This window comes from Amycolatopsis suaedae, assembly GCF_004214935.1.
In the GTDB taxonomy this organism is placed as follows: Bacteria; Actinomycetota; Actinomycetes; order Mycobacteriales; family Pseudonocardiaceae; genus Amycolatopsis; species Amycolatopsis suaedae.
In genome coordinates this window covers 373284-392566 of record NZ_SFCC01000002.1, presented here as the reverse complement: position 1 = coordinate 392566, position 19283 = coordinate 373284, and the positions used below count along the sequence as shown (strand labels likewise).

Below are 19283 nucleotides of genomic sequence, written 5' to 3'. Positions count from 1 at the left end.
CCAACCGTGACCTTCAGTGCGAACGCAACGATCGATCTGCGATCCGACACCGTCACCCTCCCCGACGACCGCATGCGTGCGGCGATGGCGGCAGCGGAAGTCGGCGACAACGTCCTCGACGCCGACCCGACGGTCAGAGCACTGGAGGAACGGGCGGCCGAACTGCTCAGCGCTCCCGCGGCACTCTGGGTGCCGACCGGGACGATGGCGAACCTGGTCGCGCTGACCGTCCACCTCCGCCGCGGCGACCGATTTCTCGCCACGGAGGGTGCCCACGTGCTGGCCAACGAGCTGGGCTCGGCGGCCTGGCTGGCCGGCGGGATGCCGCACGCGCTGCCCCACGACGCGGGCCCCGGCCGTCCGACACCGGGCACGCTGGCCGCCGCGATCGGCGCCCGTGGCGCCGCGTACTACCAGCTGCACACCACGCTGCTCTGCCTGGAGAACACGCACAACGCGGCGGGCGGCGCGGTCACGCCACCACACGAGCACGCCCGGCTGGTCGCCACCGCGCGGGAGGCCGGGCTCAAGGTGCACCTCGACGGCGCCCGGCTGTGGAACGCGGCGGTCGCGCTGGATCTGCCACCCGGTGCGCTGACGGTCGGTGCGGACACCGTGTCCGCGTGCCTGTCCAAGGGGCTCGGCGCGCCGGCGGGCTCGGTGGTCGCGGGCACGGCCGAGTTCGTCGAGGAGGGCAGGCGGGTGCGGCAGATGCTGGGCGGCGGCATGCGGCAGGCCGGTGTGCTGGCCGCGGCCGGGCTGGCCGGGCTGGACCGGATCGACGAGCTGGACACCGACCACGTCAACGCGCGCCGCCTCGCCGACGGCCTCGCCGAGCTGGGCTGGACCGTCGTTCCACCGCAGACGAACATCGTCCTCGCCGAGGTCGCCGACATGGAGCTGACCCTGGCCAGGCTGCGGACGCTGGGCGTGCTCGCCGGGCCGATGGGCGGCAGGGTGCGCTTCGTCACTCACCGGGACACCACGACAGCCGACATCGACGAGACTCTGCTGCGGATCTCCGACAACTAGGGAGTATGCGTGCACTGGGTGGTTTTCGACTACGGCGAGGTCATCGTGCAGCGGACGACCGCGCTGCCCGACCTGGCGAACCGGCTCGGCGTTCCGCTCGGCGGGTTCGAGCAGGCGTACTGGGCACACCGGGACGACTACGACCGGGGCACCACCGACCTGGAGTACTGGCAGGCCGTCGGTGACCAGCTGGGCGTCGCGGTCGACGCCCGGTTCGCCGAGGAACTGGCCGAGATCGACGTCGAGGGATGGGGCCGGACCGATCCCGCGGTCATCGAACTGCTGGAGGCACTCGACGAGGCCGGTGCCGCGCTGGCGCTGCTGTCCAACGCCTCGTCCTCGTTCGGCCGCTGGGTCGAGAAGCAGCCCTGGACCAGGCATTTCCGTCACCTGCTGTTCTCCGGGGACCTCGGCATGGCGAAGCCGGACCGGCAGATCTTCGAACTGCTGGTCGAACGACTGGGCGCCGAACCCGGCGACTGCCTGTTCTTCGACGACCGCCAGTCCAATGTGGACGGAGCGCGAGTGGCGGGGTTGCGGGCACACCGCTGGCTGGGTGTCGCCACGGCTCATGAGGTCCTGGATTAGGGCGCGTCGGTGAACCGCATACTCACGCTGTGCGCCATGTCATAAACTGAGCACCGTCCGTGTCGCCCGTTGGCCCGTCTGGGGTGTCGATGACCACCTCCGCAAGCGACGACCGCGCGCCGGTTCAGATCGACTTCGATCAGCCGAGCATCGCGCGGGTGTTCGACGCGCTGCTGGGTGGACACGACCACTACGAGGTCGACCGGGCGGTGTTGCGGCAGATAATGGAGTTCGTGCCGGAGGCGCCCGCCATGGCGCTCGAGGCTCGGCAGTGGCTGATCAGGACGGTGCGGTTCCTGGCCGACCGGGTCGGCATCGACCAGTTCCTCGACCTGGGCTCCGGCCTGCCGACGGCGCAGAACACCCACCAGGTGGCGCAGAAGAACAACGCCGAGGCCACGGTCGTCTACGTCGACCACGACCCGGTGGTGCAGGCACACGCCAGGGCCCTGCTGGTGGAGAACGACTTCACGCACATCGCCGGCGCCGACCTCACCCAGGTGGAGGAGACGCTGAGCGATCCGGTGATCGCCAAGCACCTCGACCTGGACCGGCCGATCGGGCTGATTATGTGCGCGGTCATCCACCACATTCCCGACCTGGCGATGGCACGCAAGGTCGTGCACGCCTACACCGAGGCCATGGCACCCGGGTCCTACCTGGTGCTGGCCCACCAGTTCGACGCGGCCGACGGCAGCGAGTGGAGTGAGGTCGCCCGCAGCCTGGAGCAGCGATTCAGCGGTACCGGGCTGGACACGGTGTACCGCACCCGGGAGGAGATCGGCTCCTTCTTCGAAGGCCTGGAGCTGGTCGAACCGGGCTTGTCGTTCCTGCACGAATGGTGGCCGGACGGGCCTCGGACGACCCCGCTGGAGAAACTCAACTTCATCACGCTGGGAGGGGTGGCGCGCAAACCGTGACCAACGACAGGCCGAACCTCGCCCGCATCTACGACGCCCTCCTGGACGGCAGCGACCACTACCAGACCGAACGTGACCTGGTGGAACGGCTGGTCAGGGTCGTTCCGGAGGCGAAGACCGTCGCCGGGGAGAACCGGCACTGGATGCTGCGCACCGTCCGGTACCTCGCCGACAAGATCGGGATTCTGCAGTTCATCGACCTCGGCTCCGGCCTGCCGACCGCGCAGAACACCCACGAGGTCGCGCAGAAGACCAACCGGGACGCGCGGGTCGTCTACGTGGACAACGACCCGGTGGTGCAGGCGCACTCCAGGGCGCTGCTGCTGGACAACGACTACACGCACGTGGCGGGAAGCGACCTGACCCGGCCCGAGGAGACGCTGTCCGACCCGGTCATCGCCAAGCACCTCGACCTGGGCCAGCCCGTCGGGCTGATCGTCAGCGGGGTGCTGCACCACCTGCCCGACTACGACCAGGCCAGGGCGGTGCTGCGCAACTATGTCGACAAACTGGCCCCGGGGTCGTACGTCGCGCTCACGCACCTGCTCGAGCCCGAGGACAGCGGCGAGACCAGGGACGCGGTGCGTGCGGTCACCAGGACGTTCCGCGACACGGCGATCGGCGTCACGCCACGCGCACGCGAGCAGATCGAAGGCTTCTTCGACGGGCTGGAGCTGGTCCCGCCCGGCCTGACCTACCTGCACGAATGGTGGCCGGACGGGCCGAGGTACACCCCGCTGAAGCCGTTGAACTTCGCGACGCTCGGTGGCGTGGCGCGGAAGAACTAGGGCAGGCGCTTCGGGTCCTTGCGGCCCTTGATCGCGCCGTACGCGGCGGTGCCGACGAACAGGACGCCGCCGATGACCGCCAGCCAGAAGAGGCCTTCGAACACGAAGCCGAGCACGGTGAACGCCAGCCAGATGGCGATGAGCGCTCCGACGATCTTCCAGAACATGGCATCCTCCGCAGGTGTGTGAGTCCCACCTCCGAGGCTGCCATGCCCGCGGTGGGAACACCCGCGTCGACGTCGAGTTTCAGGGTTATCCCCGGGTTCCCCCGAGGTAGGCTCCCAGCCTCGTGACGGCTTCGGTGAGGTCGGCCGTCGCCCCGGCGAACGACAGCCGGACGAACCGGCCACCGTCGACAGGATCGAAGTCGATCCCCGGGGTGATGGCCAGCCCGGTGTCGGCGAGCAGGCGCTGGCACCAGGACAGGCTGTCGGTGGTGTGCGTGGAGACGTCGGTGTAGGCGTAGAACGCCCCGTCGACCGGTGCCGTCCGGTCCAGGCCGATGCCGCGCAGGCCGTCCAGCAGCAGGTCGCGGTTGGTGCGGTAGTGCGCCACGTGGCCGTCCAGCTCGGCGTAGGATTCGGGGGTGAACGCCGCGACGGCGGCGCGCTGGGCGAGCGCGGGCGGGCAGATCGTCAGGTTGCCGGTGAGCACGTCGACCGCGCGGTGCAGCCGTCGCGGCACCAGCATCCAGCCGAGCCGCCAGCCGGTCATCGCGAAGTACTTGGAGAACGAGCCGAGCACGATCGCCTCGGTGCTGGTCTGCCAGGCGCAGGAGGCTTCGGCCTCGTAGGTGATGCCGTGGTAGATCTCGTCGCTGATCAGCTGGACGCCGTGCGAGGCGCACCAGCCCGCGATGGCGGCCAACTCGCCGGGTGGGAGCACGGTGCCGGTCGGGTTGCTCGGGCTGGCCAGGACCAGGCCCTTGATCGGGCCGAGTTCGTCGAGCAGGTCGGTGGTCGGCTGGAAGCGGGTGCGCTCGTCGGTGGCGAACTCGACGACCTCGCAGCCGAGCACCGAGAGCAGGTTGCGGTAGGCCGGGTAGCCGGGACGCGCCATCGCCACCCGGTCACCGCGGTCGAAGGCGGCGAGGAAGGACAGCATGAACCCGCCCGACGACCCGGTGGTGACGATGACGTCGTCCGGGCTCACCGGCAGGTCGTACCAGCGGTCATAGTGCGCCGCGACGGCCTCCCGCAGCTCGGGGATGCCGAGCTGGACGGTGTAGCCGAGGTCGCCGGCACGAAGCGCGCGCTCGGCCGCCTCGACCACCGGCCGGGGTGCTCCGGCGCTGGGCTGGCCCGCGGCCAGCGACAGCATGTCGCCGTGGCTGCGCTGCCGGGCCTGTGCCGCGGACAGGACGTCCATCACGTGGAAGGGCGGCACGTCCGCCCTGCTGGAGGGTCCGAACATGGCTGTCAGCCTAGGAGTGTGCTGAACGACCCCGCTCGTCGCGAGCGGTGATCCAGGCGCCGCCTCGCAAGGCGGAGGATCGCCCTCGTACTGGACCGTACTCGGGCGATCCGACAACGCAGCGAGGCGTCGCCTGGGCGCCGCGCAGCAGGGCGGGGTCGTTCAGCGCACTCCTGGGACGCTGTCATCCACTCGTGACCTGAGTGGTGCAACGGATTCGGCCCAGCGGCGTCTTGACGGTTGAGGGGATCAAGAACGACTTGGGGGTTGGGGATGCGCAAGCTCTTGGTGGCGGTGACGGGGATCGCCGCGGCGGCCGTGCTGGCGGCCTGTGGACAGAGCACGCCTGCCGGTGGGTCGGCGGTGCCTGCTCCGGTGGCGCCGGTCGCCCCGGCTGATCCGGCTCCGGTCGCCGAGTCGCCCTCGTCCTCGCCCGCACCGCCGACCAGTTCGGCCACGCCGAAGCCGGTCGCGAAGAAGGAGAAGCCCAAGCCCGCGCCCGCGCCCGGGGTGCCCTGCTCGATCACGTCGGGTGCCTGCGTGGACCTTTCGGCGAAGAAGTCGTGGCTGATCGAGAACGGCAAGGTCGTCTACGGGCCGGTGAAGATCACGGCGGGCAAGAAGGGGCACGCGACGCCGGTCGGGACGTTCCGGGTGATCTCGAAGGTGAAGAACTACCACAGCAGGCAGTTCGACGCCCCGATGCCGAACTCGGTGTTCTTCATCCCGGGCATCGCCTTCCACACCGGCAGCCTGTCGCAGCAGTCGCACGGCTGCATCCACCTGTCCCCGGCCGCGTCCGCGAAGTACTTCTCGACGCTGAGCAACGGCGACGCCGTGCAGGTGGTCCGGTAGCTTCAGCGGTCGGTGCGAGTCGTACGTTCCGGAGACCGCGCGGCTGCGGCGCTGTTGCGAGGGGCCCTTTGGTTGCGAGCCGCGCAAGCATGGTGCCGTTGGCTGCGGGTGTGGGGTATGGGTTGGCGTGAAGGCCGAGTTTGTGTCGTCTGACGGGATGAAGGTGGCCTTCATGAGCTTCCCGGCCCGGGTGTAGCGACCTCTGTGAGCACAACGGTCACAGCGGGCTCAGCAGCCCCACCGGCCACCACGAACGAGACAAGCCACCCGCGCCGCCTGTGCCGTGAAGGGGGCCCTCACGGCGTCTGATGCCGTGAGGGCCCCCTTCACGGCAAATGAGAGGACCCCGTAGCGGCGGCGCCGGGTGCGTCAGTAGCCCTGGTAACCGCCGCCGCCCGCCATCGACTTCAGGCCGGGGTGGCCCTCGAAGCCGCCGTAGCGGTCGAACGTGTACCGGACACCGGCGATGATGTTGTCCACCGGGTTGTAGATGTCGTCGTGGCCGGGCAGCTTGTGTGCCTGGAACGTCGGGTCGATGCACTGCATCAGGCCCTTGGACGGCGTGCCCTTCGCGGCGTTGGAGTCCCAGTTGTTGATGGCGTGCGGGTTGCCGCCGGACTCCTTCTCGATGATCGTCCAGATCTCGTCGATGTTGTCCTCGGTGACCGGGACGCCGTTGGCCTGCAGGATCTTGATGGCCTCGCGGATCCACTGGTCGACGTTGCCAGGCGGCGGGCCGCTGCTCGGCGGGCCACCGCTCGGCCCGAGACCGCCACCACCGCCGGAGCTGCCGCCGCCCCCGCCGGAACCGGAGTAGCCGCTGCCGCTGTTGATGCCGCCGTTACGGCTGGGCGCGGAACCGCCGCTGCCGATCGGGGGCACCTTCGAGTAGCCGCCCTCGATCTCGGTCTTCATCAGCTTCTGTGCCTGGGCGATAGCGGTGTTGGCCTGGTCGAGCAGGCCTTTCATCTTCTCGGAGGCCGCGGTAGCCGTCTTGGTGTTCGCCTGAATGGCCTCCGCCTCGATGGTGGCGGCGTCCTTCGCGGGCGGGGGCTTGCTCGGATCCTTCTGGTGGGCTTCGGCAGCGGCCCTGGCCGTCGCGGCTTCCGCCTCGGCCGTCTTGTTCCTGCCCTCGATCTCCGCCTTCGCATCGGCCTGGGTGGACTCGATCTCACGCTTGAGGGTGGTGAGCTTCTCCTGGAGCGCGGTCAGCTCTCTGGCGGCCTCGTCCAGCTTGTCCTTGACCTTGGTGCCCGCCTTGCTGACCTCGCGGACATAGTTGAAGAAGCCCTCCGCGGCCGGTCCGTCCCACACCCCGGAGTTCAGGGCGTTGGTGGCGTTGGTCAGCGCCTGGGTGTGATCGCCTGCGTCCCTCGACGCGGTGTTGAACTGGTCGGCCACCGCCTGGATCTCGGTCGGCTTGACCTTCTCGACCTGCTTGGCCTTGCCCTCGACGTCAGGCCAGTTGGGCGGCATTCCCAGGCTCATATCCCCTGCCCGTTCACCTTCAGGTTGTCCTTGTGGACCTGCTCGGTCTCAGCGATCAGCCCCGCCGCCTTGCGTAGCGCGGTCCCCAGTTCGGTCATGATGCGTGCGCCGGCGTCGAACTCGGCGTTCATGTTGTTGTGGAAGGTGCTGACGCCGTTCGGGGCGTCCTCGGCGCCCTCGATCTCCCCGAACGGGCTCTCCCCCTCGACGCCCTTGACCTTGCCCTTGGTCTTGTCGAACTCGTCCTTCAGGCGCTCGACCTGACCGGCGACGATTCCCATCGACTCGGGGTCGTACACAGGCACGGCAGCTCATCCCCTTCAAGCCTTCTCGCTTCCGCCGGTCAGACGCACCCGTCGACCTGGCGGTTCCCACGTCACACTTTATGGGTTGACGCGTCGCGCCGGGGGCCTTTCGCGCAGAGGAAGGCACGACAGTGACAGCTCTCCGGGCTTTGTAACCTAGCCGGGTGAAACCGCTGGCGCCCGTCCACATCGGCCGGTACCGCGTCGTGGCCATCCTGGGCGAGGGCGGCATGGGGCGCGTGCTGCTGGGGCTGTCGCCGGACGGACGCCTGGCGGCGGTGAAGCAGATCCGGCCCGACCTGGCGCAGGACCCGACGTTCCGGTCCCGCTTCCGGCGCGAGGTCGACGCCTCGCGGCGAGTGGCCGGCGCCTACACGGCCGCCGTCCTCGACGCCGACCCCGAGGCTCCGGCACCCTGGCTGGCCTCGGTGTTCGTCAACGGGCCGACGCTGGGGGACGCCGTTCCGCTGCCGCCGGAGTCCATCCGCTACCTGGCCGCCGGGCTCGCGTCGGCACTCATCGAGATTCACCGGGCGGGCCTGATCCACCGCGATCTCAAGCCGGGCAACGTCATTCTCACCGACGACGGACCGCGCGTGATCGACTTCGGCATCGCCCGTGCCGCGGTGGGGGCGTCCGAACTCACCCATACCGGCAGCGTCATCGGCTCGCCCGGGTTCATGTCGCCCGAGCAGGCCGAGGGCAGGCAGCTCACGCCGGCCAGCGACGTCTTCAGCCTCGGCTCACTGCTGGTCATGGCCGCTACCGGGCACAGCCCGTTCGCCGGCGCCTCCACCCCGCAGACGCTGTACAACATCGTCCACCAGCAGCCCGACCTGCGAATGGTTCCCTTCGCCGACCTGGCCGCGGCCTGCCTGGCCAAGGACCCCGCCCGGCGCCCCACGCCCGAGCAGATCCTGGCCCACCTCGGCCAGATTCCGCCGACCGCACGACCGTGGCCACCCGCCGTCCACGCCGCGGTCGCCGACCAGCGGGCCGCGGTCGCCGCCGCGCTCAAGCCCCGGCGCCGCCGCACAGGACCGCTGATGGCCGTGGCGGCTGGAACGGTCGTCGTGGCCGCTGCCGCCACTATCGTCGGGCTGACGCTCAGCGGCGACGAGGCCACCACGCCGAACACCACCATCGCGGCACCGCCGCCGCCCACCAGCACCACACAGCCCAACCCGGACCCGCTGGCCACGCCGAACCTGCGCCGCACCGACCCGTGCAAGGTGCTAGACGGCCGTCACGTCGAGCCCGGAGGACAGCTCAAGGCCAAGCCCACCAGCCGGTTCGCCAGGTGCGGCCTGGAACTTCCCGACGGCATAACCGTCGACCTCGGTCTTGGCTATCAGCAGGTGAGCAATGACTCGCCGGGGCCGCCGGAACAGGTGGAGGGCAGGCCGCTCATCATGCGCGGCGTCGACGGGAACAAGACCTGCCAGGCGATGACGCCGACTGTCGATGTCCCCAGTCTGGGTATCTCGGCCACGGTCGGTTTCGAACACCGCAAACCGGAGGCCGCTTGCAAGACCGCGCGGTCCATGCTTGCCGAGGCCATCCGGGTCATCCGCAGTGGCAGCGCGGCAGGCCACCTGCCGCAGGGCACTCTCCAGACGACCGACCCGTGCGCGCTTCCCGACCCGGCGACCACGGCCCGCCTGTTCGGCACGGCGACGACCTCCGGCCCGAACAAGCTCCACGAATGCAAGTGGCAGTTCGCCGGACCATTGTCGGTAAGCCTCGACACGGGGATCGACCCAGGCAGAGAGGACGAGTCCCAGCCTGTCCAGGTCGCCGGGATCACCGCGTACCAGCAGGTCGACGAGGTCAGTCCGGGCAACGGTGGCTGCCGGCTCGCGTGGGCACACCGCCCGTTCGACGACTCGTGGGTCGAGATCGTGGCGCTCAGCTACGACGGCGCTGGGACGGGCGTGCCGCCACAGACCATCTGCCAGAATCTGCGCGACCTCGCCGCGACGATCATCCCGAAACTTCCCAAGCCATGAAGCCGCTGTCCCCGACCGAACCCCGCCAGGCGGGCCCGTACCGCCTGGTCGCCGCACTCGGCGAGGGCGGCATGGGCCGGGTCCTGCTCGGGCTGGCACCGGACGGACGGCTGGTCGCGGTCAAGCAGGTGCACGCCGAGTTCGCGGCCGACTCCGGGTTCCGCTCGCGGTTCCGGCAGGAGGTCGACGCCTCCCGCCGCGTCTCCGGCGCCTACACCGCCGCCGTCCTCGACGCCGACCCCGAGGCCGCGACACCGTGGCTGGCCTCGGTGTTCGTCACCGGCCCGAGCCTGCGGGAAGCCGTCGACGCCACCGGCCCGCTGCCGGTACCGACCATCCGTCACCTGGCGGCCGGACTGGCGGCGGCATTGGCGGACATCCACCGGGCCGGGCTGATCCACCGCGACCTCAAACCCAGCAACGTCATCCTCACCGTCGACGGTGCTCGCGTGATCGACTTCGGGATCGCCCGCGCCACCGAGGGCGGCTCGGAGCTGACCAGCACCGGCGCGGTCATCGGCTCACCCGCGTTCATGTCGCCCGAGCAGGCCGAAAGCAGGCCGCTCACTCCGGCCAGCGACGTGTTCAGCCTCGGCGTGCTGCTGGTGCTGGCGGCGACCGGGCAGAGTCTGTTCCTCGGCGAGTCGACCCCGCAGACGCTGTACAACCTGGTGCACACCCAGCCCGACCTCGCCGCCGTACCACCGGAGCTGCGGCAACTGATCGAGCCGTGCCTGGCCAAGCACCCCGCCCACCGGCCAACTCCGACGCAGATCATCGACTTCCTCGGCCACAACGCGCCCGGCCCCGTCCGGTGGCCGCCCGCCGTCGGCAGGCTCATCGCCGACCAGCAGGCGCAGGTACACGCGGCACTGGCCATGCCGCTGCCACCACCGACGCCACCGAAGAAGAAGTCCCGCGCCGCACTCGCGGTCGGAGCCGTGGTCGCCGCACTCCTGCTCGCCGCGGCCACGATCACCGTCGTCGCGACAGTCAACTGGTACAGCGAGCCGCCGGAGCCTCCGCCGAACGCATCCGCGGCCGACGTGCTCCGGCCCGACCGGCTGCGCACCGCTGATCCTTGCGCCGCGTTACCCGAGAGGGTCTCCGGGCTGGGCGAATTCGCAGCGAGGGCTGATCAGGTCTTCTACCTGAACCACTGCGAGTACGAGACCGAGAACGACCGACGTGTCGAGGTGCGGCTGGCCGCCAAGTTCACGCCGCGCGGTCTGATTCCCGCGCCGGAGCCGATCGAGGGTATGCCCGTGCGACTCGATGAGGAGGCTGGCTCCGCCTGCGAAGCCTTGATCCAGCTGCCCACCGCCCCCGACCTCGCGGTCCTCGTCCGCAACGCCGACAACGCCGAGGGACGGTGCGACGTCGCCAGGACACTACTCGCCAAGGTGCTGACCCGGCTACGCAACGGCCAGGCGGCCCGGCAGCCCGATCCGGCGTCGCTGGCGGCCACCGATCCGTGTGCCGTGCTCGACAAGGCGGCCGTCGAACCGGTCGTCGGCATCGTGACCGAGGTCGAGCGGAACGGTCTCTACCGGTGCGAGTGGGAGACGTCACAGACGCTGGCCCTTGCCTACGAGCGCGGGAACGACCCGGCGACCGACCAGGATCTCGAGCCGTTCGACATTGGCGTCCCGGTGCCGGTGTACCGGAACAAGGATGGTGGGGCGAAGGGCCTCTGTGTGCTCACGATCGTGCACCGCAAGGTCAGCGAGTACCGCACGGAGAACATCACCGTGTCCTACGCCGCGGGCTCCCGCGAACGCAGCTGTGAACAGGTCAGCACGCTGGCGAAAGCCGTGCTGCCGAAGCTTCCGAAGGTTTAGTGTCCTGCACCGGAAGTCCGGTGCGGGGACACTAGACCTCCTCCAGCAGCTCCCAGATCCGCTGCGCCAGCAGGGCGTTGTCGGCGGGGGCGATGGTCGCCCAGTCCCTGCCGTCGGTGTTGGTGGCCAGCTGGAACAGATACCGGCCCGCGTCGGTGTCGTGGAACGCGACCACCCGCCGGGCCCGGTGCGTCTGGCCGTCCCGGCCGGTGCGCTCGACGCCGAACTGCCCGCGTGCGGTCTGCCCGAGCAGCATCCCGGCCAGCTCCTGCGCCTGCCAGAGCACGACGCCACGGTCCTCCAGGCAGGTCACCAGGGCCTTCGCGTCGCCGCGTGCCTCGGCATCGGCCTCGACGAGCACGTCGTGCGGCAGGCTCACCGACCGGCCGACGCCGGGCGCCAGCTCCCCGGTCACCGACACCGCCGCCTCCGGCAGCGCGGCGTCCCGGGCGGGGATGAGCCACACCTCGTCGCCGTCGACCACCCCCAGCAGCGCCTGGCTGCCGGTGCTCACCGCGAGGCCGCGGATCTCCCGGTCCGTCCACACCCACACGTCGATGCTGACCTTCGGGTGCGCGAACAGGTTGAGCATGTCGATCAGCTCACCGGACGCCTGCCTGCCGCGGGCGAGCCCGCGACGGGCCAGCGACGTCCACGCCTGCTCGATCAGCTGCTCCCGCTCGGCGTGGGTGATGCCGGGCGTCGGGACGTCCAATGCGACGTGCCGCAGGGGTAGCCGTTCGGCCTCCCACAGCATGTCAAACTCCAAAGTGGACAGCACGATGCTGTCGTTCGGCGCGCCCACGTCAGCGCTGCTCGCCGCCGTGGTCGCCGATCACGTCCGGTGACACCATCCGCTGGTCGGAGAACAGGTCCTGGTCGTCGATGCCGTACCGGCGCACGTGGTCGGCGTCCTCGTCGCCGTCCTGCGGTGCGGCCTTCTCCAGGTAGTTGGCGCCGCGGCGGCCCTCCCGGTCGCCGAGCTTGTCCGCATTGCGCAGTGCGCGCAGTTCCTCCTCCGGCAGGTCGCCGATGGGCACCCGCCCCGCACCGGGCCGTCCGGCACCCGGCGCGCTGCGCCCGACGCCGCGGCCACGCCGCTCGTCGTCACCGCTGACCGCACCGGCCACACCGCCCGCACCCAGCGCGGCCGCGCCTGCCGCGAAGTCGCCGACCCCACCGGCCGGACGGGGCACGTTCGTGAAGCCCGCGCCGGAAACCGGACCACTCGCGGGGGCCTGCGGCCCGGCACCCATCACCCGGCCCTTGCCGAGGGCCTCGTCACCGCCCTGCTTGCCGAGCAGGCCGTCGGCACCGCCACCACCGGCGACTTTGCCGAAGCCGGCGTCGCCACCCGTGGCCGGGATCTTCCCGAACGGCGCGCCGGACGTGCCTCCCGGCGCCGGGACCCCGGGAGTGACCCCGGTCTTGCCGGGAACGAACCCCGGCGTTCCCGGCCGCGCGGGCTGGCCGGACTGCCCGCCCGGCCCGGTCCCGGCGCCGGTCGGCGGAACCACGAGACCGCCGGGCCCGGTGGTGCCGGGTGACGGAGCGGGCGAGGGACGTGCCGCGGGCGGGTCGGACGGCCGGGTTCCGGGCACCGGCCCGACGACACCGGTCTGCGGCGGCGGAGCCGCGGGCGGTGGCGAGGACGACGGCGGGGCCGTGCCGCTGGGTGTGGTGGTGTCCGGAACACCTGCGCCGGTGCCCGGGCGGGGGAAGCCCATCGGCGGAGTCGGCGGGTCGTAGCCGCCGACCGGACCGGCCGGGACGGACGCCGGAACCGTGCCCTTGCCACCGGTGACGGGTACGTCCGGAACCGGGTCGACCTTGACCGCGGCACCGGCGGCCTGGGTCGACGACTCGCTGTCGCCGACCATCCGCATCATGTCCGGCTGGTCGATCGACTGCGACTCGGACAGGTGCTGACCGCTTTCCTGGGCGTACTCGTTGAGCGCGCCGATCGCCTGCTGCCGCGCCTCCCGGGAGGCCTTGACCGCCTTGACGTGGTCGGTCTCGTACCCGATCAGGCTCATGATCTCGTCGCCGAGCGTCAGCTCACCCGAGCCGGCGAGCAGCTGCTGCGCGTCGGGCAGCTTGTGCAGGGTCCGGGTGAACGCCTCGCCCTGCGCGAACAGCAGCCCGGCCGAGCGGTTGACCCGGTCGTTGGCGGCGTCGGAGAACCCGGCGTGCTCGGTGAGCACGGCTCCCGCCCGGGTGCCTGCGCCACTGGTCCAGTCGACGCCGAGCTTGGCCAGTTCCTCCCGCAGCGTCCGGTCGGTGTTGGACAGCTCCTTGGCCACCGCTCGCAGCGCCTCGACGGCGTCACCGACGCTGTCCGAGCCGCGCCCGGTACGGAACGCCTGGATCTCGGTCGCCAGCATCTCGTTGGTGTAGCCGTCGAACCGGTGGGTGCGCAGCCTCTCCACCATGGCCGGAATGTCCACCACGCTCACCCCTTCGCCTCGAGCGTCCGCACGGCCGCCGTCGCGGCCTGCTTGGCCATGTCACACAGTTGCTTCTGGTCGAACACACCCTGGGTCACCGGGTACATCTGCGAGCGCAGGGTCTGCCCCTGCGCCACCCCGACCATCGTCTCGCAGTCGCTCGGCGACTCGCCGCGCGCGAACCGGGTCAGCGCCGGGTAGCCCGCGACATCGGCCGGCTCGCTGGTCATGCTGTTCTCCGCGTGCCTGCCGGACACCCAGTCCTGCAGGTCGGCGTCGGCGATCAGCTCCACGTAGTAGGTGTAGTGCGGCTGCCCGACCGAAACGCCCAGCGAGCAGGTGGGCCCGTCCCGCTGGTCGTCGGCCTCCAGCTGCTTGGGCTTGCGGGTCACCTTCAGCTCGTCGAGCTGCTGCTGGGTGAACAGCGAGCACGGGTCGACGCCCGCGATCGGCAGGTCCCTCGGACGCTGCGCGGCCGGCGACGGGGCAGGCGGGCTCGCTGGGGTCTGCGGCTGCTGCTGCGGCGCCGGGTCGGATCCGCACCCTGCCAGCGCGAGCAGCACCAGTCCCGCGCCCGCGGCGCTAGACCGGAAAGACACGCCGCTCCCCGAGGCTTTCGGCGGTGGCGTCGTCGTCGGCACGGTAGGTCCGCGCCGCGGCGCGGATCTGGTCGGCCAGCGTGCGCAGGTTCTGCACGTAGGCACGCACCCGCTTCTCGTAGGAGCCCTCGCCGACGGTGATCACGTCGTTCCAGGCCTCGACGGCCTTGGTGCTGACGACGTCGGCCGACGGGGCGTCGATGCGCAGCTCGGCCAGTTTCTGGCTGAGCCGCTCCTCCAGAGCGTCGGCCTGGTCGACGATCACCTTGGCGACCGCGCCGACCTTGTCCGGCTCGATCTGCAGATCGGCTGCCCCGGGTATGCCGGGCACGGTCGTCGGCAGCCCGGATCCGCCTGCCGGCTTCGTGTAGAAGGCGTTCGTGACCAGGTTCTCGTTGTCTGACATCTGCGCACCCCACCCTACGGTCGGTAGCAGGCTACCAATGTGCGTGTAACGGCGACCTGTAGTTGGACGCAGCCCGGCACCCGCCGGTTCCGTCAGACCGCGACTTCTCCGCGAACGGCTTTCAGCGCGATGTCCGTGCGGTGGTGCGACCCGGCCAGGTGCACCTTGTCGACCTTGGCGTAGGCCTCCTGCCGGGCGGCGGCGAGGTCCTTGCCGACCCCGACCACCGACAGCACCCTGCCGCCGTGGGCGACCAGCGCGCCGTCGTCCCGCCTGCGGGTGCCACCGTGCAGCACGCCGTCGGACTCCGCGCCGGTGATGACGTCGCCAGCGCGGGGCACACCGGGGTAGCCGTCGGCGGCGATGACCACGGTGACCGCGGCGCCGTCCTCCCACTCCAGCGGCGGCTGCTCGCCGAGACGGCCGGTGGCCGTCGCCAGCAGCAGGCCGGCCAGCGGCGTGTGCAGCAGCGCGAGCACGGCCTGGGTCTCCGGGTCGCCGAAGCGGCAGTTGAACTCGATGACCTGCGGACCGGCCGAGGTCAGCGCGAGACCGGCGTAGAGCAGGCCGTTGAACGGGGTGTCGCGGTCGGCCAGCTCGTCGACGACGGGCTGCACGATCGTCCGGATCACCTCGTCGACCAGGTCGGCGGGCAGCCACGGCAGCGGGGAGTAGGCACCCATGCCGCCGGTGTTCGGGCCGGCGTCGCCGTCGCCGACGCGCTTGAAGTCCTGCGCGGGCAGCAGCGGCCGTACCGTGCGGCCGTCGACCAGGCAGAACAACGACATCTCCGGCCCGTCGAGGAACGACTCCAGCAGCACCGGGTGACCGCCGTCGAGCAGGGTCATCGCGTGTGCGCGCGCCTTCTCCACGTCCGTGGTGACCACGACGCCCTTGCCCGCGGCCAGGCCGTCGTCCTTCACCACCCAGGTGGGGCCGAAGCGGGCGAGTGCCGCGTCGAGGCGTGCCGGGTTGTCGACGATCTCGCTCTGCGCGGTCGGCACGTTCGCCTTGAGCATGACGTCCTTGGCGAACGCCTTGGACCCCTCGATCCGGGCGGCCGCGGCCGACGGGCCGAAGCACGGGATGCCTGCCTTGCGAACAGCGTCGGCGGCCCCGGCGACCAGCGGGACCTCGGGACCGACGACCACCAGGTCGGCCCGCCAGGTGGTGGCCAGCTCGGCCACAGCGGCGGGGTCGGCGACGTCGAGGGCCAGCTGCTCGGCCAGCGCGGCGATGCCGGCGTTGCCGGGGGCACAGGCCAGGGCGGTCACCGCCGGGTCCTGCGAGACGGCCAGGACCAGGGCATGTTCGCGGGCACCGGACCCGACTACCAGGACACGCACGTCGACAAGGATAAGGGGACGCGCCGACCCAGGCACCGGTCGGGCCCGTCGGCGTCTGGACTGACGAGCCCCAAGCTCGCGCAGCGAGCGACGGCGAGGAGGGAAGACGCCGACTGAGGGGGCCCGACCGCGCCCGAGCGAAGCGAGGGCAGAGACCTCAGTGTGCCTGCATGCCCAAGCCCTGTTCCGCGCCGGGGTGCAGGGGCACCGGGAGGGTGTGCGCGGCGTGGTCCTTGGTGATCAGCTTCGCGGCCGGGTGCACCTGTTCGAGGTCGGCCTTGCGGTCGAACAGCAGCTTCGAGATCGCGCACGCGTTGTTGGCGGGGAAGTCCTCCCGCACCACCAGCATGTTCGGCACCATCACCGTCGGGACGTCGGCTGGCAGCTTGTACGTCGCGGCCGGGATCGCGCCCGACTCGTACACCGGGCTGATCTGCTTGAGCGCGCCGAGCTGCGGGGTCACGTCGATGAACTTCACCGCACCGCCCATGGACGTGGTCAGGTCGGTGATCTCCGGCGTCGGCAGGCCACCCGACCAGAACAGCCCGTCCAGCGTGCCGGCCTTCATGCCCTCGACGGTCTTGCCCAGCGCCAGCCGCTGTGCCTGGACGTCGGTGTCCGGCTTGAGCCCGGCGCCGGCCAGGATGCGGTTGGCGATCACCTCGGTGCCCGACTTCGGCGACCCCGTCGAGATCCGCTTGCCCCGCATGTCGGCGACGCTGTTGATCCCCGAGTCGGCCCGCACCACGACCTGCGTCGCGTTCGAGTAGATCCGCGCGAGGGCCTGGATCTTCTGCGGCTTGCCGTTGAACGCCTCCTTGCCGCCGACCGCGTCGGACGCCGTGTCGGCGAGCGTGAACGCGATGTCGTAGGCACCGGCGACCAGCTGCTCGATGTTCTGCACCGACGCGCCGGTCTCGGCAGCCGTCGCCTTCAGCTTGGAGTTGGCGCTGATCACCTGCGCCAGGCCACCGCCGAGCACGTAGTACACGCCGCCGGTGTTGCCGGTGGCGATGGTGATCCGGCCGTCGGACGCCTCGCAGGCCGCGGGACCGCCCTGGGCGGGCGGGTCCTGCGTCTGCTTCCCACCGCAGGCGGACGCGGTCAGGACGGCCACCAGCGCGCCGGCGAGCAACACCTTCGAGCGCATGAGGATCTCCTTGTCAGGCGGGTTTCGACCGGAACAGCAACTGCAGGACCCCGGCGATCAGGCACAACCCGGCCCCGACCACCACGACGACCGGTTCCAGGTAGAGCAGGCAGACGGCCGCCAGCGCGGCCACCACCCGCACCGGCCAGCGCACCGGCCCGCCCAGCCAGCCACCGGTGGTGACGGCCAGTGCGGCGACGGCAAGCGCCGACGCGGCGAGCACCCACAGCACGGTCAGCGGATCGGACCGCAGCAGCAGGGCCGCGCCGTTGTCGGTCAGCACGAAGGCTATCGGCACCAGGAACGCGGGCAGGGTGTATTTCCACGCCTGCCACATGGTTCTGATCACCGACCCGCCGGTGATGGCCGCGGCGGCGACGGCCGCGAGCGCGGTCGGCGGCGTCACCTCGGACAGCACGGCGTAGTAGAAGATGAACATCGCCCGCTCGGCGTCGTCGACGCCGAGGTCGGCCAGCGCGGGGCCGAGCACCACCCAGGCGATGATGAACGATGCGGTCACCGGCACTGCCAGTCCGAGCACGCCGACCGCGACCGCGGAGAACACGACGGTCAGGATCAGCACCGCGGTGCCGTTGTCGGTGATCGCCCGCGCGGCGGCGACCAGCGCGTTCGCCAGTTCCTGGCCGAGTCCGGTCTTGGTGATGACCGAGGTGATGACCCCGGCGGCCGCGCACACCGCGATCACCGGCAGCGCGCCGCGGACGCCGAGCGACAACGCGTCCAGCATCGCGCGGCCCCAGCCCCGCACATCACCGGCACGCCACCGGGCCACCAGCGCGAACAAGGCGGCCACGGCGGTGGCGTAGACGACGGCGGCGAACGGCGGGATGTCCAGCGCGAGGAAGACGACGATGATCGCCAGCGACAGGAAGTGGTAACCGCCGCGCAGCAGCAGTTTCCCGGCGCTGCCGGTGGTCAGTTCGACGGCGGTGGCGCCGAACCGGCGGGCGTCGGCCTCGACGGCGAACACGATGCCGAGGTAGTAGAGCAACGTCGGCACGATGGCCCAGACCAGCACGGTCAGGTACTCGGTCTGCAGGTACTCGGCGATGATGAAGGCGGCGGCACCCAGCGTCGGCGGCGACAGGATCGCGCCGATGCCGGACGCGGCGAGCAGCCCGCCCGCGTTCTCCCTGGGATAACCGGCCTTACGCAGGATCGGCCAGGTGATCGAGCCGAGGCTGACCGCCGTCGCGGTCCCCGAGCCGGAGACCGTGCCGAGCAGGAACCCGGACAGCACCGTCGTGCGGCCCGGCGCGGTGCGGGAGCGGCGGAACAGGGCGAACGAGAAGTCGACGAAGAACGTGCCCGCACCCGACGCGTTCAGCACCGCGCCGTAGATGGTGAACAACACGATGTAGCTGGCGGCGACGTCGAGCGGGGTGCCGTAGAAGCCGCTGGCGTCGTTGTAGAGCGCGTTGACGATCTGGTCGAAGTCGATGCCCGCGTGCGCGATTCCCCAGTCCTGCGGCAGGAAACCGCCGTAGTAGGCGAAGGCGAGGAACATCAGGCAGACGATCGGGAGCACCCAGCCGGTGGTGCGGCGGGTGGCCTCCAGCACCAGCAGGAGCAGCAGCGCGCCCGCCACGACGTCCATTGTGGACAGCGAGCCCTGCCGGTCGAGGAAGCTGTCGAACCCGCCGAGCACCGGGTACAACCCGACCAGCAGCGAGCAGGCGGCCAGCACCCAGTCCAGCCAGCCCGGGCTGTCGCTCGCCCCGGCCCGCGGGCGGTAGCAGACGAACACCAGCGGCAGCGTGCAGCCGAGGAAGATGACCAGGTAGAAGTGGTTGCCCTTGGCCAGCGGCCAGAACACCTGCTTGAGCACGAACAACGCGACGGCGAGCGCGGCGAGGTAGACGATCAGCTCGGGACGGCGGGGCAGTCGCCGGGCCGGGCGTTCCTCGTCGTGCGACGCGGCGATCTCGGCCGCCTGCGCGTCCGACTCCCGCACCGTCATCGTCACTCCGCGTTGTCACCCGATGTGCTGAATGCACGTTACGGTGTCGACGGTCACACGAAAAGGTTTGATCTATCGGGCGTTTACCCGTATGTAGCCGTTCTGTGGCGCCAGC

The 19283-nt window shown here is 70.8% G+C and carries 18 protein-coding genes; 7 read left to right on the top strand and 11 right to left on the bottom strand.

Going from position 1 to position 19283, the window contains the following annotated elements:
* Positions 1 to 6: 6 nt before the first annotated feature.
* The 4 genes from EWH70_RS05090 (at position 7) to EWH70_RS05075 (ending at position 3328) form a co-directional block, all read left to right on the top strand.
* Complete coding sequence (locus EWH70_RS05090) at positions 7 to 1032, top strand: threonine aldolase family protein (RefSeq protein WP_130474048.1); 1026 nt, start codon at positions 7 to 9, stop codon at positions 1030 to 1032.
* A gap of 9 nt (positions 1033 to 1041) precedes the next feature.
* Positions 1042 to 1620, top strand: coding sequence for an HAD family hydrolase (locus EWH70_RS05085; RefSeq protein ID WP_130474047.1), 579 nt, complete (start codon positions 1042 to 1044; stop codon positions 1618 to 1620).
* Between the two features lie 89 nt (positions 1621 to 1709).
* Positions 1710 to 2540 (top strand): SAM-dependent methyltransferase, encoded by an 831-nt coding sequence (locus EWH70_RS05080; RefSeq protein WP_130474046.1) that lies wholly within the window; start codon positions 1710 to 1712, stop codon positions 2538 to 2540.
* Positions 2537 to 3328, top strand: coding sequence for an SAM-dependent methyltransferase (locus tag EWH70_RS05075; protein WP_240686803.1), 792 nt, complete (start codon positions 2537 to 2539; stop codon positions 3326 to 3328). The genes EWH70_RS05080 and EWH70_RS05075 overlap by 4 nt, the downstream gene beginning before the upstream one ends.
* Here EWH70_RS05075 and EWH70_RS35390 read toward each other — a convergent pair.
* Both EWH70_RS35390 and EWH70_RS05070 read right to left on the bottom strand, forming a co-directional pair.
* Positions 3325 to 3495 (bottom strand): hypothetical protein, encoded by a 171-nt coding sequence (locus EWH70_RS35390; RefSeq protein ID WP_165436151.1) that lies wholly within the window; start codon positions 3493 to 3495, stop codon positions 3325 to 3327. The genes EWH70_RS05075 and EWH70_RS35390 overlap by 4 nt on opposite strands.
* A gap of 85 nt (positions 3496 to 3580) precedes the next feature.
* Entirely contained in the window at positions 3581 to 4741 is a 1161-nt protein-coding gene (locus EWH70_RS05070) for a pyridoxal phosphate-dependent aminotransferase (RefSeq protein ID WP_130474044.1), read from the bottom strand.
* Positions 4742 to 5014: 273 nt separating this feature from the next.
* Here EWH70_RS05070 and EWH70_RS05065 point away from each other — a divergent pair, with 273 nt between their 5' ends.
* A complete protein-coding gene (locus tag EWH70_RS05065) occupies positions 5015 to 5596 on the top strand; it encodes a L,D-transpeptidase (RefSeq protein ID WP_130474043.1) in 582 nt (193 codons plus the stop codon).
* Positions 5597 to 5965: 369 nt separating this feature from the next.
* Here the strand turns inward: EWH70_RS05065 and EWH70_RS05060 are convergent, their stop codons facing one another.
* Both EWH70_RS05060 and EWH70_RS05055 read right to left on the bottom strand, forming a co-directional pair.
* Entirely contained in the window at positions 5966 to 7084 is a 1119-nt protein-coding gene (locus EWH70_RS05060) for a transglycosylase SLT domain-containing protein (RefSeq protein ID WP_130474042.1), read from the bottom strand.
* Positions 7081 to 7389 carry a hypothetical protein gene (locus EWH70_RS05055; RefSeq protein WP_130474041.1) on the bottom strand — a complete coding sequence of 103 codons (309 nt, stop codon included), beginning with the start codon at positions 7387 to 7389 and terminating at the stop codon, positions 7081 to 7083. The genes EWH70_RS05060 and EWH70_RS05055 overlap by 4 nt, the downstream gene beginning before the upstream one ends.
* A 164-nt stretch (positions 7390 to 7553) precedes the next feature.
* Here EWH70_RS05055 and EWH70_RS05050 point away from each other — a divergent pair, with 164 nt between their 5' ends.
* Together EWH70_RS05050 and EWH70_RS05045 are read left to right on the top strand one after the other, a co-directional pair.
* The gene (locus EWH70_RS05050) at positions 7554 to 9398 is read left to right on the top strand and encodes a serine/threonine-protein kinase (protein WP_130474040.1); all 1845 of its coding nucleotides are present in this window, start codon (positions 7554 to 7556) and stop codon (positions 9396 to 9398) included.
* Positions 9395 to 11239 (top strand): serine/threonine-protein kinase, encoded by a 1845-nt coding sequence (locus EWH70_RS05045; RefSeq protein WP_165436150.1) that lies wholly within the window; start codon positions 9395 to 9397, stop codon positions 11237 to 11239. The genes EWH70_RS05050 and EWH70_RS05045 overlap by 4 nt, the downstream gene beginning before the upstream one ends.
* A gap of 31 nt (positions 11240 to 11270) precedes the next feature.
* On the opposite strand, the gene EWH70_RS05040 is transcribed toward EWH70_RS05045, so the two are convergent.
* The 7 genes from EWH70_RS05040 to EWH70_RS05010 form a co-directional block, all read right to left on the bottom strand.
* Positions 11271 to 12044, bottom strand: a complete 774-nt coding sequence (locus EWH70_RS05040; protein WP_276320530.1) for an ESX secretion-associated protein EspG — start codon at positions 12042 to 12044, stop codon at positions 11271 to 11273.
* 1 nt (position 12045) lies between these two features.
* Positions 12046 to 13689, bottom strand: a complete 1644-nt coding sequence (locus tag EWH70_RS05035) for a PPE domain-containing protein (protein WP_240686802.1) — start codon at positions 13687 to 13689, stop codon at positions 12046 to 12048.
* Between the two features lie 2 nt (positions 13690 to 13691).
* Entirely contained in the window at positions 13692 to 14285 is a 594-nt protein-coding gene (locus tag EWH70_RS05030) for a DUF3558 domain-containing protein (protein ID WP_240686801.1), read from the bottom strand.
* Positions 14269 to 14691 (bottom strand): hypothetical protein, encoded by a 423-nt coding sequence (locus tag EWH70_RS05025; RefSeq protein ID WP_130474037.1) that lies wholly within the window; start codon positions 14689 to 14691, stop codon positions 14269 to 14271. Before EWH70_RS05025 ends, EWH70_RS05030 begins: the two co-directional genes overlap by 17 nt.
* 92 nt (positions 14692 to 14783) lie before the next feature.
* Positions 14784 to 16037 carry a phosphoribosylamine--glycine ligase gene (gene purD, locus EWH70_RS05020; RefSeq protein ID WP_130474036.1) on the bottom strand — a complete coding sequence of 418 codons (1254 nt, stop codon included), beginning with the start codon at positions 16035 to 16037 and terminating at the stop codon, positions 14784 to 14786.
* 157 nt (positions 16038 to 16194) lie between these two features.
* Entirely contained in the window at positions 16195 to 17187 is a 993-nt protein-coding gene (locus EWH70_RS05015) for a TAXI family TRAP transporter solute-binding subunit (protein ID WP_130474035.1), read from the bottom strand.
* 13 nt (positions 17188 to 17200) lie between these two features.
* On the bottom strand, positions 17201 to 19168 hold the full coding sequence (locus tag EWH70_RS05010; RefSeq protein WP_130474034.1) for a TRAP transporter permease: 1968 nt from the start codon (positions 19166 to 19168) through the stop codon (positions 17201 to 17203).
* Between the last annotated feature and the right edge of the window lie 115 nt (positions 19169 to 19283).

What these genes read in the sequence shown, in the direction of transcription:
- EWH70_RS05025 (WP_130474037.1), bottom strand. Translation starts at nt 14,691, where the DNA reads ATGTCAGACAACGAGAACCTGGTCACGAACGCCTTCTACACGAAGCCG.
- EWH70_RS05065 (WP_130474043.1), top strand. Translation starts at nt 5,015, where the DNA reads ATGCGCAAGCTCTTGGTGGCGGTGACGGGGATCGCCGCGGCGGCCGTG.
- EWH70_RS05070 (WP_130474044.1), bottom strand. Translation starts at nt 4,741, where the DNA reads ATGTTCGGACCCTCCAGCAGGGCGGACGTGCCGCCCTTCCACGTGATG.
- EWH70_RS35390 (WP_165436151.1), bottom strand. Translation starts at nt 3,495, where the DNA reads ATGTTCTGGAAGATCGTCGGAGCGCTCATCGCCATCTGGCTGGCGTTC.
- EWH70_RS05015 (WP_130474035.1), bottom strand. Translation starts at nt 17,187, where the DNA reads ATGCGCTCGAAGGTGTTGCTCGCCGGCGCGCTGGTGGCCGTCCTGACC.
- EWH70_RS05010 (WP_130474034.1), bottom strand. Translation starts at nt 19,168, where the DNA reads ATGACGGTGCGGGAGTCGGACGCGCAGGCGGCCGAGATCGCCGCGTCG.
- EWH70_RS05060 (WP_130474042.1), bottom strand. Translation starts at nt 7,084, where the DNA reads ATGAGCCTGGGAATGCCGCCCAACTGGCCTGACGTCGAGGGCAAGGCC.
- EWH70_RS05080 (WP_130474046.1), top strand. Translation starts at nt 1,710, where the DNA reads ATGACCACCTCCGCAAGCGACGACCGCGCGCCGGTTCAGATCGACTTC.
- EWH70_RS05045 (WP_165436150.1), top strand. Translation starts at nt 9,395, where the DNA reads ATGAAGCCGCTGTCCCCGACCGAACCCCGCCAGGCGGGCCCGTACCGC.